The sequence below is a fragment of the Acinetobacter sp. ACNIH3 genome (genome assembly GCF_002918965.1).
In the GTDB taxonomy this organism is placed as follows: Bacteria; Pseudomonadota; Gammaproteobacteria; order Pseudomonadales; family Moraxellaceae; genus Acinetobacter; species Acinetobacter schindleri.
The window spans coordinates 1-19,117 of the sequence record NZ_PQLP01000018.1; the positions used below are offsets into that span (position 1 = coordinate 1).

Consider the following 19,117-nt stretch of genomic DNA (forward strand, 5'->3'; position numbering starts at 1 on the left):
ATGTAGCCAAAGGCTCTCACCACCTGAGCCATGGTCGTATCCATACCTGCACGCATGTCCATGGGCTGAGTAGACAACCAGATTTCATCAATGCGGATCATGTTGCAAGTGCCTTGAGTAATTCTGCCAAGGCAGGTATTTCTGATGTCTGCCATTTTAGCTGAATATCATTATTCGTATGAGGCACGGTGATACACAACGTGATCCTCTCATCAATAGGTTGGCTGATTGCAGCAGTGTAAGGCAAAGCAATAAATGCTGGATTCACATGAGTAGGATCCTGCACGGCACCCTCATGATGGCTGAAGATCCTGATCCAACGACTGACAAGGTTGGCATTAATACTATGTTGCAGTGCGACCGAAGCGATCGAGGTATTAGGATTTTTGCAGGCATTGACAATACTGAGTTTGAATTCTTTGCTGTATTTTCGGCGTTTTTTAGCAACAGGAGGTGTTGCTGAATATATATCCATGTTCATGGATTAAGTCCCCACTTGTTTTTAGGTGGGAACTAAATTAAGGCTTATAGGATCGCTTGGTAAGGCTGTGTTAGCCGGATGCTTACAAACTAGACCATGATTGATAAGGTATAAGTATTCTGAAGTTTGGTCACTGAAGAAAATTGCTTATATGAAGTTGCCAGGTTCTTTCTAATCTGGCTAATGTTCACACGGACATGAAAAATATAAGTGTCTCGTTCTTCCATATTAGACGAGTTAAAGCTGGGTCAATGGTCAGCTATTAGAAGTGGAATATGGCTTAAGTCAGCATGAAAAAATTGAGCAGCCAATAAAGGCGTTAAAATTGAACAAGGAACAGTTCTTAAAAACCTTTTAAGGCTACATTCATTTAGAATGTAGCCTTTCTTTTTTACCACTCAAAACGCTCATTTCTTAATTTATTATCTTGATCATCTTTTTCTGACTGAACTTCTATACGTTTTAACCATTCTTCTTCTTTTGTGTCAATGAATGGTAAGAGAGATGGATGAGATGTCTTGAGTTTATCTTTTAAGGCGGTAATAGACGGCAATCTTCGTTTCATTTCCTCTGACCAACTTCCAGAAGCCGAACGTAAAGTGAAAATATTTACTTCGATAATTGTATCTAAAGTATCTTGAGCATTATCACTGAAGTCAAGTAAATTCAATAGTATATCTAACCACAATATTTGACCATTATCTTGAATAATAAATAAATTAGAATTTTCTATCCAAAAATTTAATTTATCATGATCATGATCATGATCGATCCAATTTAAAACACATTGATGATTTGCATAAACGAGTATCTTTCTTAGATCATTACTCCAAAATTTATCTAAAAATTCTTGATCGTCTAAGAATAGAGGAAGAAATAGATCTGTACTCTTTTCAACACAAACTTTTAACAATTTAAAGTTTTTTGAGTTTCGATTTATAGAAATATATTTCTCATCATCAAACAAGCTTTTTACTGCTTCAAGAACTTTAATTCTATGCGGTTCATCCAAAGTAAATAAGTATTCTAACGCTTCTTCACTATGGTCATACAAGTTACCATTTTTAAGTATTGTTCTAAGTTCTCTTAAAAGAATACTCTCATATTTACTAGGTATTTTTTTTTGAAAAAAACACTCATCTAACAGCACATATCTAACTTGATCTATAGCTTCTACATAAATTAATGCATCAATTAAAATCTCAAATTGATCATTAGTAATTTTATTATGATACTTGAGTGCTGATAATCTTGGGAAATTTATAACATCAATTTTTTTGTCAATAATTAACTGACTAAAATATTGGAAGTCATCATCATTTTGACATGCTTGAATCAACAATAAACAAATTGTATGTTTAAAACTATCATTCTGCCTCAAAAATTCGATAAAGATATAAAAATCATCTAATGAATTATTCTTAATACCGACTAACAAACCTAATAAGAACTCAGAAGAACGCATTGATTTATCAAGATTAATATCACTCAAATATTTAATACATTGATTAATATCAACAAATGTTTTTGAGCTAGTTTCTCCTAATTTTATTAGATAATTGTTTTGCATCCATCCAGTATTTGCTTTAATTAATAGATCAAGATTTTCTATGAGTTTATCTACATTCATTAACTCATTACCAATATGATTTATTAGATCTTCATAGTTATCAAAATCTGGTACTTGTATTGCATATTTATCATCATTTTTTTTAGTCATTTTATATAAATCATGATCAGATACTAAAATATATGATTTTATTAATTCAGTTAAATTATGCTTTGTAGGTCTCAATAACTGTTCTAGAGTTACCAATTCTAACAATAATTCTGGAGCATTTGATTTCAATTCATCTTCATTAAATTTAATAATATTTAAAATTTGAGTGTGTGCTTCTGAAAAGTAACTTCTTTTACTAAAATTTTCTAAATATTCTTTTACGGAATCAACTTTTCCACATGTCCATATGATTTCTTTAAGGTTATCTACAAATATTTTTCTGGCTTGCACAATTCCTTGCTGATCCAACTCATTCAAGATTCCAAGTAAAAACTCAACCCATGACCAAATTTCGCCATAAGTTTTTGGCTGATAGCCATAATCAGAGGATTTTCCACTTTCATTAGATCCACGAATAAGATAACCATATTCGTGGAAGTTTAAGGCTTTAGATAGACAAGCTAATAAAATTGGTAAATATTTTTCATTAGCATGCAATTTAGTAAGAACTGCTTTTTTTTGTTCAAAATTGGCTAATGTCTCAGAAGTGTACAGTCTAAATAAGGAGGTCAATAAATCCATAATAGAATTATTTTTTTCATTCTCTTTTTCATCCTTAGCAAAATAAGCAAGCAAATGAAACGCTTTTTCAAAGTTATGCTCTTGGTACGCTAATGCCCTAATTAAACGAGATATCTCCACAAAAGATGGGTTTTCACGCGTTAAAAAATTTGGATCTAAATGATGTTTTTTTTCAAATAAGTTAAGAAGTTGGTCTTCATCTATTTGCGATAGTAGTCTTATTTTTACTAAGTCTTGAGCGTCATAATTTCCTGTTAAAATTTTTTCTCCAAGAAAGCCTTTATTAGAGAACCATAAAGTGACTAAATCCTTAATTTTTGGAAGATCATGAAAATAACTCAGACGCTTAATAAAAGATTGCTGTAAACGTTCAGGCATCGACTTAGTTAGTTTATCTAGTTGATTAACTAACTTTGTAGAAATTAGCTCTTTAGCTAAATGATTTGCCAGTGCATGAGGTAGAATAGCTCGCCATACGCCACGTTGTTGAACTATATCTTTGCTTTTTAACATCTCTATTGCTTCGATTGCAGTATCAGAGTCTACTCTTGCAAAGTTAGATAAAAAATCCAATTCAGAATTTTCTTCACCGCTGTCTTCTATATTAAAGGAATAGACTAGAGCAAAATTTTTCGCAATTTTAAATAGCTCCTCATTTTGTCGACCTTTTTGCCAAAATAGTCGTTCAAATAATTCACTATCAGTAAGTAATGCTAGGTTAACAGTTTTTTCAATATTTGAAGCTATGGCTAAGGCCAATCGATAATTCCCACCTGAGAAATCTGCAATTTTACGTCGGTTTATATCATTAACATCAGGATAATGTCGTTCAATTACTTTTTGAATAATATCTGTACTATTTGGTTGAAGCTTATAGACATCAGTCCTTTCAGGTAGATCATCTTTTACATCATATTCAATTGTTAAAAGTGAAATTTCAGTACTCTGAATTTTTTTGGTTAAATTTGCATGAGTATCTTGTCCACAATTATCTACAATTAGAATAAATGGCTTATTTTTTAATTTTAATTCTTCAATAAAATGTTCAGGGAGTGGATTTGGTGAATCCCCAATATCACAGTACCAAACATCTTTAACATCTAGATTCTTTTCACCAATGCGATCATCGAATAGTGCTTGTGCAAAACGTGTTTTCCCTACACCAGATAAACCTACTAGTCTTACAGAAGTACTAGCAATCGAAAGTTTATCTCGAATCGCATTAATACCATCCACCACATTAAGTTCACTATTATTCCTGTTTTGTGGAGTAATAACCTTTATATCATTATCAACAAAGTAAGGTTCTTCTATACTTGCTTTTGTATTTGACCAATCATCAAAACGTTGCCAACCTTGAGATGACTCTTCTGTGAAGAAGTATCTAGATAAATCATCATGTTCAAGTGTTACAAACTCTGATTCAAAAAATGATGCTTCTCTCCAAATTAGAGTTATACCTAGCTCAGTAGATTTGTTTGTTATCTCAGATAAGGCTTTAGGCATTGTCATTTTTTTTGAACCATCAACTTCTATCTGACCCTGTCCCCACAGTTGATTGGTATAAATCAAAATTTTGGATATATCTTCATAATCTCTTTTTGATCTTACCAACATTTCAATAAAATCTTTTTTATGATCTGAAAGTGACGTTGAGTAAAATTTTGCTTGGAATCCAATAACCTCACCATTATGTGCAATTGGGTTCTTTTCAATACCTGACTGATTCTTGTAACCAAACCAACCTTTTGGAAGATTAAACTCACGACAAAAAAGTAAGTAGGCGAACCACTCGAATGTAACTTCTTTATCATTAGAAAACTTCGATGAGAATACATCCCAATTAGGTTGGATCATTTTTAACCATCTATTTAAAAAAGATTTTATATCCTCCTATCTTCTATTTATAAAATTAGTTAGTCAAATTTTGTTAGCCTTTTACATTACAAATCATATCTAGTTCATCAGCCCACCATTGCATTATTTCAATACGTTCTTCATAGTGAGCGCCTTTATCATATATTCCTTTAACTCCTTTTTTTAAATGGGAAAGAGCAGATTCTATAACTTGTTCTCTATCACTAAATTTTTTGTTTAATCTTGTGCTAGCTATATGACGGAAGCCATGTGGATCTTGCTTTCCTTCATATCCTATTCTTTTAAGTGCCATGTTGAATGTATTATCAGAAATCGGTATGGAAAGTGATTTACGGCTTGGAAATAACAAGTTAGCTACACCTGAATTTTCTTTAAGTTCTTTTAATAAGCAAATACTTTGTTTTGACAGAGGAATTGCATGAGGGATATTTTTTTTCATTATAGATGCTGGTCTAATCCATACTGACTTATCAAAATCAAATTGATCCCAAGTTGCAAATCTAAGTTCAGATGGTCTAGGAAACATTAGTATTAGTAACTCTAAACCTATTGCTAATTCTCTAACGGGGTACTGTCTTATTTTAGTAATTAATTCAGGGAGTTCATCATATTCAACAAAATTCATGTTCCCTTTCTCATATGGATCTAAATACTCATTTATTCCTTCTAAAGGATTTGAGGTTACTTTATTCTGGAATTTAGCCAAATCATATGCACCACGGCAATATGAAGTTAATTTCTCAACTTGATTGTAAATTTCGAACTTCTGCTGAAGCCCCTTAAAAAAATCAAGCCAGTCTTTTGGGGTAATCTCTTTAAAATTTCTTTCACCAAAATTTGGGATAATATGCTTTTCTATAGATTTAACCGCTTTTTTAAAAGTTACTTCATTCCATCTTTTTTTTCTGGTTTCGATCCAATCCTGCATTAAATACTTAAATTTTAACTCCTCAATCTCTATCTTTTCTTTAAGAAGAGTTTTTTTTGTTTTTACCTCTCCCCCATTGGATTTTCTTAAACTAATTTCCATGGCTTTTTCTCTAGCTCGAACCGCAGATATTTCTGGGTAAGAACCAAGACCTAACCATGTCCATTTATTTTCATTATTTTTGTATCTTAACTGCCAAGATTTTTTACCACTAGTTTGAACACGAAAATATAAATTATTACTATCTCTCTCCCTATATTCTTTCGACTCTGGTTCTAAAGCATCTAAAACTGTATCTGCTAAAGGTCGTCTTTTAATATTACATCTTTTCATTTCTACACCTTGTATCCTGATGTTTGAAATATTATTGGGATACAGAACTGGATACAAGATTGCTAGTTATATGACAGGATATGAGTGGTTATGAGGGTATGAGAAATTAATGTAAATTATTGTAATTCATAAAAAAACCGCTCATGAAAGTATATGGGATCTCATGAGCGGTTAAGAATTTGGTAGGTATATCCAGACTCGAACTGGAGACCTCTACGATGTCAACGTAGCGCTCTAACCAACTGAGCTATACACCTAGAATGCTACGCATATTATAAATTTTTGAATCCTAAGACAAGTTTTTTCCTTTATTTTTCAGTGTAGATGCACAATTTTTAAGCAAGTATCTGAATTTATTAATATCCTTTTGGTCAGGCTTATAAGCTGAAAATTGATTTCTCTCATAGATTTGTATAGCTTCATAAAAAGACGTAACCTGATCTGAGCTTAAGGAAGCTGATATTCGAAGCATCCACTGTCTAAATGTTTCAGCCGGTTGCTTACGCATCTGAATAAGCAGGGAACGATTAAGCTGCTCTATGGCTAGCTCGAATGGTGAATTCTGTCTTCGCTTTTGAATGTAAATCCATAAGAAATAAGATGCGATCAAAGATGAAATACCTATTATAAGTATCCACACAGCTGCATAAGCAGAGTTCAAGCCAAGTTTAGACATCCAGCTGCGTTGTGAATCTGCATTATAACCTACCACCTTACTTTGCCACTGATAACTGGCATAGTCACTCCAGACCCTCAACTTGGTCATAAACTGATATTGCTGTGTTGTCCATGTTCTACCCTCACCTAAAACTGCTGAATTTTCAGACATCAAGTTTTGCATACCATTATCAATACGTTGTGGAGCAATAATGGCAGTAGGATCAATTCGCTGCCATTGCTGGTTCACCCAGACTTCAGTCCAGGCATGGGCATCCATCTGGCGCACTTCCCAACTCTTGCCATCAGGTGCGAGTGAACCACCTTGATACCCCGTGACCACACGTGCTGGTATTCCTGCATAACGCATTAGCATGACAAAACTGGAGGCATAATGTTCACAGAAACCACGGCGCGCATTAAACAGAAATTCATCCACCCGGTTTTGGCCTAATGTTCCTGGGGTTAAGGTATATACAAAATTATTCTCTCGATACCAGTTCAATACATTTTGGATATAGCGCTGTTGACTACCCTCGCTCTGTTTAACTAAATTTGCTGCCAGTGCCTGAGTTTGAGAATCATATTGAGCAGGCGTTCGGGTATTCATATATTGCAGATAGTTAGCATTTAAATTAGGCTGCTCTACTTCTGTTCCTACCCAGCGTAGCCGAACAGGTTCCACGCGCTGAGTTAAACGGCGCGGCACAATTCCCCAATCATAACGGTTATAATAACGAGGCTCTAAAGGGACTGATTTCTCCAATCCCATCACCCACAGTACGGATGGATCTGAAGCCAGATACTGATAATCCCAGCCCGATGCCAATGAGGCAGAATCATTCTGTTGGCGGATTTGTGGCTGCTGATTGATTGCACTACTGGTCCAGGTTTGACCATCATATTCATCTAATACCAAGGCACGCCAGTATAATTCTGCACGCGGAGGTAGCTTGCTTACATCGCCTATAATTCGGAACGCTAATGCACTCGACTGAGATAACTGTGCAATATCCCCCGGAGACATCCTGTCACTAATTCCGGTGACCCCTTTATTTTCAGGAATGGGGATATGCCACATCGGTGGCAAACGTGGAAAAAAGATAAAGAGTAAAATAAAAAATGGCAGTGCATAGAGTACAAATTTGCCGACATGTTTAGCATCTTGTTTTAATGCGTTCTCCTGAGCCTGTAAATCCTGCTCAAATTCACCTATCTGAATACGATATAAGCCAATGAAACAGCTTAGTAAGCACAGCAGAATCCCAAAAGCCATGATAAAAGACTGGCTATACAGGAAAGTACTCGCCGCCACAAACAGGGCAAAGTTAAATAAAATAATCAGGTCACGTTTAGTACGGGTTTCAAAAGCCTTGGCAAATAAGAAAGTGGAGAGCACGGCAACACCTGCATCTACACCCAAAAAACTTTGATGCGTAAAATAAATAACTGCAAGTGCTACGACTGTCAGCAACAGGGTCCATTTTTTAGGAAAAGTCTTTTGCTTTCTCAGATTCAACCAGAGCAATACCAGCATCAGGGCAAAGATGATGCTGAGTCCTGCAGGCAGATAACTCACCTGTACAGCCAGAATTAAACTGAGACTGAGCAAAATGGCTGTGCGGATATTTGCATTCATCATGTCTATCTTCTTAAGCCTGTGCCAATAAGAGTTTGGCCTGATGCATCTGTTCAGCGCCATAACCTGAAGCCAGTTCTGCATGGGGCAAATGCAGGCTATAGGCCAATTGCTGTTGTTCACATTGTTCGACCAGCCCCATCATCCATTCCAGCTTTTCTTCATGCGATGGGCTTGGCATATGTGCATAATGAATCTCTATACTGTGCTGGTTCTGATATTGTTCAAAGACCTTAATATATAAACCCTGCCCACGCGCTACCTGTTTCCAGGAAACAGCCTGCAATGATTCCCCTGTCTGATAACTTCGTAGTTCTCGAAACTCATCCATTTCTGGCTCAAAACTTGGCAAATGCTGCTTATTTTCAGCAGTCGAATACTGGGCTTTCGGTGCTACCCATGCAAAGCGCTGGTGATAAAGATAGGTCCAAGCTCTTACCAGTCCAAAAGGATAGACCGAATATATCTGAATGGCCGGATAGACAAATTTTCCACGCTGTTCAGCATAAAAGGAAAGGCTAAATTTTTGCCTGGTCTGATTGACCAATACCTTATAAAGCTGTTCACCTGCCTGAATATACAGATATCGTGATTGTGCGAATGGTTGCTGAAAATGGAAATGCAGATTCAGGTCGTGTCCCACCTGCCCGATTTCATCTGTAAGCAGTTCGATACTTAACCCATGCAGCTGCTTAAAAGTCAGATAAAAACTGATACACAGTACGGCACTGATCAGAAAGCAAAAACCTAGAATCAGGTTATTGGCATAATTTACACCTGCAATAAAGGTGATGAAAATAAGTACCAGATACAGATAGCCCTGCTGATAGATAAAGACTAGCACATCACGTTGTGAGAGCTGTTTTTGCTGTGCAAACTGAAAACGTTTACTTAACCAGTTCTGCCAAAACTTTCCCAAGATCTGGCTCCTAGCTTATCGCCACTTGCTGCATGAGATTTAAGGTTTCTGCCTCACTCAACCCTAAACGATGCGAAGCCACTGCCACAAACACAGCCTGTACATCATCTGGTGTAACGAAAGCACGATTCTCAATCAAAGCATGTGCCTGAGCTGCCCGTTTTAATGCCAATAAGCCACGTGTTGATAATCCATAACGGTTTTTTCGGGTTTCTTCAGCCAGATCCAGCAAATATTCCTGTATAGGTTCGCTGATATAGATCTGATTGACCAGTCGCTGCAGCTCTAAAATCTGCTCTTCACGGAACACATAGGCCAAGGTTGCAATTAGGGCAAAGCGGGATTCTTGCTGCAATAACAGTTTTTCTGCATGTCGGGATGGATAACCTAAAGATAAACGCATCAAGAACCGATCTAGCTGGGATTCTGGCAAAGCATACGTTCCGCTCTGGAATAATGGATTCTGTGTTGCAATCACCCAAAATGGTTTAGGCAAGGCATAACGTACTCCATCGACTGTCGCATAACCTTCTTCCATCGCTTCCAGCAAAGCACTTTGGGTTTTGGGGCTGCAACGGTTAATTTCATCCGCCAAAAGAATCTGGGTAAAGATTGGACCCTGCTTAAACTCAAATTGATGTTCTTTCTGATTAAACATGTTGATGCCAATTACATCGCTGGCAAGCATGTCATTGGTAAACTGAATCCGTTGAAACTTTAAGCCGGCAAGATGAGACAGACTGCTTGCCAATGTGGTTTTACCTAAACCCGGTAAATCCTCAAACAGAACGTGTCCACCAGCAATCAGGCAACACAATGCCAGTCGGGTTTGTGCCTGTTTATCCAGCACAATTGCATTAATTTCTTTAAGGAATTTTTCAATACTGGGAGCATAGCTGGCAATCTGCTGTTCAAGCTGAGTATTTATGTGCGCTATATCATGATTTGCTTTTTGCTTTATGCCCCACATCACAAATTTTCTCATTAAAATAGATACTTGTGATTAACATACACTGAATTTAAACCACACTAAAGACCAATAATATATCTTTACACTGAGTCACTTACCTAATCATCAGAAATATCCAATAAAAACGGTTTATTTAAATATTTTAATCTTGCCTATTAACTTCTTTAAAGTTAGAAGCTGCTTAAAATATATTCCAATCCTTCAGTAAAGATAAATTACCTCAAACTATCTAATTGGGTTTCTCTACATTTCCAAAGTCACGAAACGAATTTATCATTCTCATTTTTACAGGTATAAAAGCCATATCTTAAAAGTATATTTTTAAGCTATTTGTATAAAGTTTAAACTTGATGATAAATATAAATCAGCGCATAGACTTGTATAACCATCTAATATCTTATCTTTCTAGATTTTGTAAAATGTAAAAAAAAGCGCCCCGAAAGGCGCTCTTTTTATTGATTCATTAACATGGACATTTTTTCATGCCACCGCCAGCAGAGGGATAACGTGCATCCACACAATGACGATAGAAAGTTTTGGCATCCATCGCTTCCAAATCTGGATGATGTTTTTTCATATGTTCCAGATAGGTCTGATAATCCGGTACTCCAACCATCAAACGGAAACTCTGCTGCAAACGTTGCCACAGCGTCGCGATACGTGACCAGTTTTTCGGATTCAGGATTAAATCCTTTTGCGACATGACGGTCATTTTAATGATCTTGTAGATCACCGCTTTTCCGCCTTTGGCAAATTTCAGATTCATACCAGTCTCCTTAGTGATGTGCTGTAGGTTTGATCTCAGCAGGATCACGATAAATCGCTTCAGCTTCATGTACAGTTGGTTCCGGATTTGCCAAAGCACGGCGAATCACACCAATTGCAGCAAACAGCATGACGAAAGCAACAATCATAAAGAAAGCACATAGACCCGCATTGATCTGATTCGACAATGCTACTGTGTGCATCTCAGCCACGGTTTTTGCTGGTGCCAGAATTTCATTATTGGCAATTGCCGTGTTAAAACGGTCAGCTTGCGCAAGGAAACCGATCTTCGGATTTTCATGGAAAATCTTTTGCCAGCCTGCAGTCATTGAGGTAATGAACAGGAATACAGTTGGAATAATCGTCACCCAAACGTATTTCTGTTTTTTCATTTTGAACAGAATCACAGTACCCAGAATGAGTGCCATTGCAGCCAGAATCTGGTTACCGATACCAAACAGTGGCCATAAGCTGTTAATCCCACCGAGTGGATCGACAACGCCTTGATAAACGAAGAAGCCCCAGCCTGCAACTGCAACCGCAGTACCCAACAGGTTTCCGAAGAAGTTATGAGATTGTTTTACTGCAGGAATCACGATACCCACGGTATCCTGCACCATAAAGCGACAGGCACGAGTACCGGCATCAACAGCAGTCAGGATGAATAATGCTTCAAACAGAATCGCAAAGTGATACCAGAATGCCATCATTTCACGGCTATTGAAGATTTCGGTAATGATATGCGCCATACCAATCGCGAAAGTCGGTGCACCACCAGTACGCGACAGAATCGAGTTTTCACCGACTTCCTGCGCCAGCAAATTCAAGGCTTCAGGGGTTACTACGAAACCAAGGGTTCGTACTGCTTCTGCTGCACTTTCTGCCGTAGTACCAAGTAATGCGACTGGCGAGTTAATCGCGAAGTAAATGCCTGGATCCAGAATCGCAGCACAGATCAGGGCCATGATCGCTACAAAAGATTCCATTAACATGCCACCATAACCGATCATGCGGATATCGCGTTCATTGTTAACCAGTTTCGGTGTGGTTCCTGATGAAACCAGTGCATGGAAACCGGAAATCGCACCACAGGCAATGGTAATAAACAGAAATGGGAACATTGAACCTGCAAATACAGGACCAGTACCATCAATAAATTTGGTAATTGCTGGCAGTTTCATTTCTGGCATCGCGAATAGAATACCAATCGCCAGACCCGCAATCACGCCAATTTTCAGGAAGGTAGATAAGTAATCACGCGGTGCAAGTAGCAGCCATACCGGCAATACAGAAGCAATAAAACCGTAGATAATCAATGCCCAAGTCAGTTCAGTACCTGACAAGGTAAAGAATGGACCCCAGTATGGATGTTGAGCAATAGTTTCACCGTAGATAATGCCGAGCATCATCAATACGAAGCCAATAATGGAGACTTCTGCGATTCGTCCTGGTCGGATAAAGCGCATGTAAATACCCATAAATATTGCAATCGGAATCGTCGCAGCAATACTGAATACACCCCATGGGCTGTTGGTTAAAGCTTTGACAACGACGAGCGCCAATACCGCCAAGATGATAATCATCACGCCTAAGGCACCGAGCATGACAATAATACCGGCAAAAGTACCTAGTTCCTGTTTTGCCATTTCACCCAGTGAACGACCGTCACGACGAGTTGAAATAAACAGTACCAGAAAATCCTGAACTGCACCGGCAAGTACCACACCGACTAATAACCAAATAGTCCCGGGCAAATAACCCATCTGTGCTGCAAGGATTGGACCGACTAAAGGGCCCGCACCGGCAATCGCAGCAAAATGGTGACCGAATAACACGCTTTTATTGGTCGGCACATAATCCAGACCATCACTCAGACGATGGGCAGGTGTTAAACGGCGTGCATTCAGTTCAAAAACTTTATTGGCAATAAATAAACTGTAGAAACGGTAAGCGATGCTGTACACACAGGCTGCGGCCAGTACCAGCCAGACTGCATTCACATGCTCACCACGACTGAGTGCAAGTATCCCGAAGGAGACTGCCCCGACTATGGCTACCAGGAGCCAGATGATTTTCGAAGTCATGGTTGACTTCTGTTGTAAAGTTTCCATTCCATCCCTCATATTGTGAAGCATATAAATCAGCGTGATTTTTTTATTCGAGGTACTGCTGTTTTCCCTTGCGACTTTACGCTTGTTCCTTTCGAATTCCTCTAAGACTTTGGCATAAAAAAGGGGATGATTTTCATCATCCCCTTTGATAATAGTCTATTTTCAGACCATTATGCACGTTCTAGGTATTCACCTGTACGTGTATCAACACGAACTTTATCTTCTTGCTGAACAAATAATGGAACACGTACTACCGCACCTGTTTCCAGTTTCGCTGGCTTACCGCCACCGCCCGAAGTATCACCACGTACACCTGGATCAGTCTCAACGATTTGCAATACCACAAAGTTTGGTGCATTCACTGTTAAAGGAACGCCATTCCAAAGCATGATGGTACATTTTTCATTAGAGTCATCTTTTAACCATTTTGCTGCATCGCCCATCGCGATTTTATCTGCTGCAATCTGTTCAAAAGATACTGGATCCATGAAGTTCCACATTTCGCCATCGTTGTACAAGTATTCCATTTCTACTTCTACGATGTCAGCAGCTTCTAGTGAGTCACCAGACTTAAATGTTTTCTCTAACACTTTACCTGATTTAAGGTTACGTAATTTTACGCGGTTGAAGGCTTGGCCTTTACCTGGTTTTACGTATTCGTTTTCCATGATTGAACATGGGTTACCATCAAGCATAACCTTAAGGCCTGACTTGAAATCATTCGTAGAATAATAGGCCATGACTGGCGCACTCCAAACTTACTAACTTTAATCTATTGATGCTATGGGCTGTTGCAATGTCATTTAGCAAGTCTGACACGAACATGTAGTTGCCACATGCACATTCATTTAATGTTGCGTATTCTAAATGACCAATACACTATGCCGCAACGAAAAATTCCTATTTAACAGACCTTCACTGACTAAGTTACAGTCAGACATATCAATGAACAAATTATTCAGCCCCTACCATCTGCTGATCATTAAGACAAAGCTTTATATAATCTGCTCAACTAATACGTCAAACTTTATCCAATACAGGCACATTCATACTATATATAAACTGTTAAACTAATCGCTTCAGCTTCATCGCTTCCACTTTTACTTTATTCTTCCCACATGACAGACTTTTTCTATCAGGAACAAAACTGGCAGTCACAACTGAGTGACTTGATCACAAATCCGCAGGAATTATTACAACAACTGAAACTCTCACCTGAGCAGCTACTTTCTGGCGCAATTCTGGCATCAGAACAATTCAAGTTACGGGTACCACGTGCTTTTGTTGGCAAAATGCAGGCTGGCAATCCACTTGACCCCCTGTTACTGCAAGTCCTGCCACATCACCTGGAACTGGAAGAGCATCCGGGTTTTGTTACTGATCCTTTGGGTGAAGAACAGGCTAACCAGCAGCCAGGTGTCCTGCATAAATATAAGTCGCGTTTTCTGCTGACCCTGACCGGAGCCTGTGCCGTACATTGCCGATATTGCTTTAGACGTCACTTTCCTTATCAAGAAAATTTACCTAAGAATGAAGATTGGGAAAATATTAAAAGCTATCTGCAAAGCCAGCCGGATATTAATGAAGTGATCCTGAGTGGTGGTGATCCACTCACTCTTTCTAACCGGAAATTAAAACTCTGGATTGAACGTCTGGAAACTTTAACTCAACTTAAATTCTTAAGAATACATTCACGAGTTCCGATTGTAATCCCAAGCCGAATCGATGACGAGCTGACAAGCATGTTAAAAAACAGTAGGCTACGTATTATTCTGGTGGTACACTCAAATCATGCATCTGAGCTGGATGATTACACCTGTAGCAAACTGAATCAGTTGGTTCAGCAACAGATTACCGTACTTAATCAGGCAGTGTTACTCAAAGGAGTAAATGATACTGCACCAGTTTTGGTCGATTTAAGTTATCGCTTGTTTGAAGCTGGAGTGATGCCGTATTATTTACATGTACTTGATAAAGTAAAAGGGGCGCATCATTTTGATTTGTCACCTAAGCATATAAACGAGATTTATACAGAAGTTTTAGCGAACTTACCCGGGTATTTGGTACCTAAACTTGTTCGGGAAATTGCGGGCGAAAAAAATAAGACACCGCTTTTTGGGGTTTCAACATTTTGAGTTAAATAATAAATGAGTAAACATAATTCAGATATTTTTCAAACGCCGACGGAACTTAAACTGGATCAACTGAGCTTTTGTCCAGCCAATGTAAAAGCCTTGCAGGAATGGGTTGCAGGAATTTCGATCCTGCAACTGGGGACATCCTCCAAGTCACTGTTCAGTGCCCTACTGGAAATCTCTGAGCTGAAGTGCTCTGAAACCCTGCGTTTTGACCTGATTCAGGTACTGCATCCGACTCTTGAAAATGTACTGACCAGCCTGGAAAAACACTTCGTCAATCAAGGCCTAATTACTACTGACCGTAATGACCAGATTATTGAACTGGCAATGCTGCTGCGTAGTCATTTTGCCAAGGCCTATATTGATATTGCCAAGCGCTGTAATCATGAGCTGAATCACAGCAGTTTTTCCTTATTTAAACTGGGAAAAAAGAAAAGTCTGACCACAGCACGTATGGTTTCGATTTACTATGCCTTACAACAGCTCAGCCTGCTGCTGTATCAACAGCATATGCTGTATGGCAAGCCAGTGATGGGCCAATGGCTTGCAGCTCATCAGCTACTTGAAATTGCAATGCAAAATAATTTCCATCAGAGCAATATCAATCAGGTCCTGGGTACTCAGCATGAGCTACAGAATATTTCGAATGCGTATGCACAGCTGATCCTGCTGGAAATCTTTAATACTCATCAAATCCGACCTGCAGAAATTCAAGGACTGTATCTTTGCAGTTTTGACTGGACCAAACTGGTTCAGGTTTTACCTAAAGAAACTACCCTGTCCCGCTATGCAGTCGACAGCAGCAAAGACTTGCCACCAGTATATAACTCGCGTCTGAATGATCATTTCAAGCCGAGCATATTTATTGCCACTCAGAACCTGATGGAACATTTGGCGGGTACACAAACCAAAAATGCCCAGTATCTGTCGCGTAATGAAAAATTGTTCCTCACGCCAGCACTACATTTCCATATCTATAACCTGTTAACCACGACCATGGAACGTCGTCATGAGCGTTATGAATACTCAGCGCATATCAATATTTGTTTTGGTTTGTCGGCTGCACATTTCTACCTGTCTCAGGGCAAAAACTTCCATGAAACCCTAGATGTTGAAGGCGGCTACAATTTCCAGAGTGAAAGTAGCTTTGTCAGCGCATCAGAAAATGCTGTACCAGGTTCGTTTAGTCATATCAAAGCCTTAGATCGTGAAGCCAAGCAGATTCACCATGCCGAAGTGCTGGACATCAGCGTCAATGGTTACCGGATTAAGTGGACCGGCTTTACCCCATCGAATCTAAAAACCGGCGAATTTATTCTGGTTCAGGAAAATGCCCAAAGCCAATGGCGTGGTGGTGTGATCCGCTGGATCAAACAGTCAACAGAAAAAAGTCTGGAACTAGGCTTGGAAATTCTGGCGCAAGACCTGTTCCCATGTGCAGTTTATGCACGGACCGACCGTCATCTGAAAAATTATCAGCCAGCTTTACTGGTACAGACAACCCAACTGGATCAGATTTCGAATAGTATTATTGTGTCAGGTGTACAGATGTTTAGGGAAAAACAGACGATTCACCTGCGTGTTGATGGTCGTGAACTAAAAATCTATCTGACCAAAGCACAGCTGATCACACAAAGCTTTATTCGATTTGACTATGAATTATTGAATGATCAGGAAGAACAGATCATTAAAGGCTTTATTCACAAGCAAATAAATGAAATCAATAATCACGACTTATGGGAAGCATTGAAGTGAGAAATCCATTATTGTCTAAAAAGTTAAAACGTACGGAAACACGTTTACTGATTATTGATGATAATCAAATTAGATTTAACCAGATTCGTGATCTGTTGACCGCCAATGAATATCAGGTGGATGCAGTTCTACTGGATGACCTGCAGAACTTTGAAAAGCAGTTGAATTTCAACTGGGACCTGATCATCTTTGGCCGTGCGTATGACCTGAAATATGAACAGGCACTCAGTCTGGTACGCCTGTCGAAACAGCCAAACTTGCCGATTCTGCTGCTTAAACCTGATGACTATCAGGCTAATCAATATACCGGTTATATCCAGAAAGGTGTGTATGACATTTTGAATCTGGAATATCCAGAACGTTTTTACCTCGGTTTGGTACGTGCCCTGTCTTTCAGCCGCCTGACCCAGTCTCAGCAACATTTAATAGAAGAATTAGAAACAGCACAAACTCAGGCACAATTACTGGTTGAAGACAGTAACAAAGCGGTAGCCACCATTCAGGAAGGCATTCACATTCAGGCCAATGAAGATTACCTGAAACTGTTTGGCCTGAATTCTGAAGATGACATTATCGGTTTGCCTTTACTCGATCTGTTACAGCCACAAGATCTAAACGAATTTAAGACCCGTTTTAAGAAAATTTCCCAAGGTCAGTTCGAGCTGGGTGGTTTTGAAATTCATTCAACCAATCCAAAGATTGCTGCAGTCAACCCCCTCAAGCTTGAGTTCCTGGCTTCTACCAGTGAAGAAGATGCTTTACAGCTAACGATTGATACTGCGAAAACTCAATCTGCTACAACAACTGAAAAAGCAGCAGTCAAGCCAAGTACGTTACAATTACTAAAACGCGAGCTGAACCGCGAGCCTGCCAATGCCAATGCATTGATCACCTTCTCTTTTTCTGCTTATGAGCCTCAAATTCTCAATGCAGATTGGGCGATCTACACAGGCTATTTCCATGAAGTTAAGAACTTCCTGAAAGAACAGGTTCGTGTATCGCTGTTTAAACTGGAACATGATGTCCTGGTCGGTATCATTCAGGCCGATTCTCAGGAAATTCTGGAATCTAAACTGATTGGGTTAGCTGCATTAACCAAACCGCAGTTGATTACAGTCAATCAGCAGACCTGCTCTCTGAACTTACGCATCGGTTATACCAAGCTTGACGGTGAACTACATGATGAGGCACAGCTGGATCAGTATATTGCTCGTGCCTTCTCTACACCATTACCTCAAGCACAACAGTCTTCCGAATTTGTGCTGGATATTCCATCGGATATGCTTGCACCTGCAGAAACTGTTCCAAGTCTGGAATTCAGTATTGCCGAACCAGCTGCAGCCCAGTCAGCCTCTAGTCCAGTATCTGCACCAGTTCCAACGCCTGTAACACCAGCCACGGCGGCAGCACCTGTAGCGATGCCAGGTTCAATCCTGCATGCACTGCGTCAATGCCTGGAGCGTGGCGAAATCCATCTGAAATATCAGCAGCTGTATGACAAGGAAGATAGCAACCTGTATACCTATGAGGTTACCAGCGGTTTTATTTTTGAAAATAAATGGCAGGATATTTCCAAGCTGCTGGAACTGCGTGAAGATGATGAACTTTCAATCAAGCTAGATCGCTGGATTCTGGTCGAGTCTTGCAAGCAACTGCATAACTTTATCACCCAATATCCTGAAGCCCGCTTGATCGTAAACCTGAATCGTGCCGTGCTCTTCAAAGACCGTAGTTTTCCTGAGTTTATCTCCAAGCTGATTACGATTATTCGCAGTAAATTAAAGCATCCTCTCACTTTACAATTTGCTGAAGAGGATCTGATTCTGAACCGCGAGGATGCGCAGAAATATATCCGTATTCTGCGTGACCATGGCGCAGAGATTGCGATTCGTGAATTCGGCAATTCGATGTATAGTGAGACCTTGCTCCGTGAAATGGATGTAAATGCCTTAACGATCCATCCACAGCTCACTGCGCAATTGAATTCCAATACCGAGGAATTGCAAGAAAAAATTACTGGCTATCTGGAAATCAAACCAGTTTATCTCCTGTTACGTGAATTGAATGACATGACTTCCTTTGCCAATGCCTGGAATGTCGATGCACGCTTCATTCAAGGAGATTACTTCCAGAAAAAACTGGATCATCTGATCGATGTACAGGAGCGCTAAGCGCCTGTACCAAGTCTGAATATTGTGAATTCATAAATTTCAGGCACAAAAAAACGGGCAAATTGCCCGT

General features: G+C 39.2%; 12 protein-coding genes and 1 tRNA gene. 3 read left to right on the plus strand and 10 right to left on the minus strand.

Annotated elements, in window-relative coordinates; all coding sequences use genetic code 11:
* Window positions 1-97: 97 nt before the first annotated feature.
* The 10 genes from C3420_RS09055 to efp form a co-directional block, all read right to left on the minus strand.
* The gene (locus tag C3420_RS09055; protein ID WP_001055585.1) at window positions 98-481 is read right to left on the minus strand and encodes a transposase; all 384 of its coding nucleotides are present in this window, start codon (window positions 479-481) and stop codon (window positions 98-100) included.
* Between the two features lie 391 nt (window positions 482-872).
* On the minus strand, window positions 873-4,640 hold the full coding sequence (locus C3420_RS09060) for a hypothetical protein (RefSeq protein WP_103857231.1): 3,768 nt from the start codon (window positions 4,638-4,640) through the stop codon (window positions 873-875).
* 73 nt (window positions 4,641-4,713) lie between these two features.
* The gene (locus tag C3420_RS09065) at window positions 4,714-5,922 is read right to left on the minus strand and encodes a tyrosine-type recombinase/integrase (protein WP_103800399.1); all 1,209 of its coding nucleotides are present in this window, start codon (window positions 5,920-5,922) and stop codon (window positions 4,714-4,716) included.
* A 180-nt stretch (window positions 5,923-6,102) separates the two neighbouring features.
* A tRNA-Val gene (locus C3420_RS09070) sits at window positions 6,103-6,179 on the minus strand.
* A gap of 32 nt (window positions 6,180-6,211) precedes the next feature.
* Window positions 6,212-8,221 carry a transglutaminaseTgpA domain-containing protein gene (locus C3420_RS09075; RefSeq protein ID WP_103800398.1) on the minus strand — a complete coding sequence of 670 codons (2,010 nt, stop codon included), beginning with the start codon at window positions 8,219-8,221 and terminating at the stop codon, window positions 6,212-6,214.
* Between the two features lie 10 nt (window positions 8,222-8,231).
* The gene (locus C3420_RS09080; protein ID WP_103800397.1) at window positions 8,232-9,137 is read right to left on the minus strand and encodes a DUF58 domain-containing protein; all 906 of its coding nucleotides are present in this window, start codon (window positions 9,135-9,137) and stop codon (window positions 8,232-8,234) included.
* A 10-nt stretch (window positions 9,138-9,147) separates the two neighbouring features.
* Window positions 9,148-10,107: an AAA family ATPase gene (locus tag C3420_RS09085; protein ID WP_103800396.1), complete on the minus strand. Its 960-nt coding sequence runs from the start codon at window positions 10,105-10,107 to the stop codon at window positions 9,148-9,150.
* Between the two features lie 463 nt (window positions 10,108-10,570).
* Window positions 10,571-10,873 (minus strand): YbdD/YjiX family protein, encoded by a 303-nt coding sequence (locus C3420_RS09090; RefSeq protein WP_004810433.1) that lies wholly within the window; start codon window positions 10,871-10,873, stop codon window positions 10,571-10,573.
* Window positions 10,874-10,883: 10 nt separating this feature from the next.
* On the minus strand, window positions 10,884-12,983 hold the full coding sequence (locus C3420_RS09095) for a carbon starvation CstA family protein (protein WP_076753336.1): 2,100 nt from the start codon (window positions 12,981-12,983) through the stop codon (window positions 10,884-10,886).
* A gap of 170 nt (window positions 12,984-13,153) precedes the next feature.
* On the minus strand, window positions 13,154-13,723 hold the full coding sequence (efp, locus tag C3420_RS09100) for an elongation factor P (RefSeq protein ID WP_004810438.1): 570 nt from the start codon (window positions 13,721-13,723) through the stop codon (window positions 13,154-13,156).
* A gap of 378 nt (window positions 13,724-14,101) precedes the next feature.
* Here efp and epmB point away from each other — a divergent pair, with 378 nt between their 5' ends.
* The 3 genes from epmB to C3420_RS09115 are packed head-to-tail and all read left to right on the plus strand — an operon-like array spanning window position 14,102 to window position 19,047.
* Complete coding sequence (gene epmB, locus C3420_RS09105; RefSeq protein ID WP_004810440.1) at window positions 14,102-15,118, plus strand: EF-P beta-lysylation protein EpmB; 1,017 nt, start codon at window positions 14,102-14,104, stop codon at window positions 15,116-15,118.
* Between the two features lie 12 nt (window positions 15,119-15,130).
* A complete protein-coding gene (locus C3420_RS09110) occupies window positions 15,131-16,876 on the plus strand; it encodes a GTPase (protein ID WP_103800395.1) in 1,746 nt (581 codons plus the stop codon).
* A complete protein-coding gene (locus tag C3420_RS09115) occupies window positions 16,858-19,047 on the plus strand; it encodes an EAL domain-containing protein (RefSeq protein WP_103800394.1) in 2,190 nt (729 codons plus the stop codon). The genes C3420_RS09110 and C3420_RS09115 overlap by 19 nt, the downstream gene beginning before the upstream one ends.
* Window positions 19,048-19,117: the final 70 nt, after the last annotated feature.

Bases quoted from the DNA above. Each gene is read 5' to 3' on its own strand.
- C3420_RS09055 (WP_001055585.1), bottom strand. From the start codon at position 481: ATGAACATGGATATATATTCAGCAACACCTCCTGTTGCTAAAAAACGC.
- C3420_RS09065 (WP_103800399.1), bottom strand. From the start codon at position 5,922: ATGAAAAGATGTAATATTAAAAGACGACCTTTAGCAGATACAGTTTTA.
- C3420_RS09110 (WP_103800395.1), top strand. From the start codon at position 15,131: ATGAGTAAACATAATTCAGATATTTTTCAAACGCCGACGGAACTTAAA.
- C3420_RS09090 (WP_004810433.1), bottom strand. From the start codon at position 10,873: ATGAATCTGAAATTTGCCAAAGGCGGAAAAGCGGTGATCTACAAGATC.
- C3420_RS09060 (WP_103857231.1), bottom strand. From the start codon at position 4,640: ATGATCCAACCTAATTGGGATGTATTCTCATCGAAGTTTTCTAATGAT.
- C3420_RS09075 (WP_103800398.1), bottom strand. From the start codon at position 8,221: ATGATGAATGCAAATATCCGCACAGCCATTTTGCTCAGTCTCAGTTTA.
- C3420_RS09095 (WP_076753336.1), bottom strand. From the start codon at position 12,983: ATGGAAACTTTACAACAGAAGTCAACCATGACTTCGAAAATCATCTGG.
- C3420_RS09085 (WP_103800396.1), bottom strand. From the start codon at position 10,107: ATGTGGGGCATAAAGCAAAAAGCAAATCATGATATAGCGCACATAAAT.
- efp (WP_004810438.1), bottom strand. From the start codon at position 13,723: ATGGCCTATTATTCTACGAATGATTTCAAGTCAGGCCTTAAGGTTATG.
- epmB (WP_004810440.1), top strand. From the start codon at position 14,102: ATGACAGACTTTTTCTATCAGGAACAAAACTGGCAGTCACAACTGAGT.
- C3420_RS09115 (WP_103800394.1), top strand. From the start codon at position 16,858: ATGGGAAGCATTGAAGTGAGAAATCCATTATTGTCTAAAAAGTTAAAA.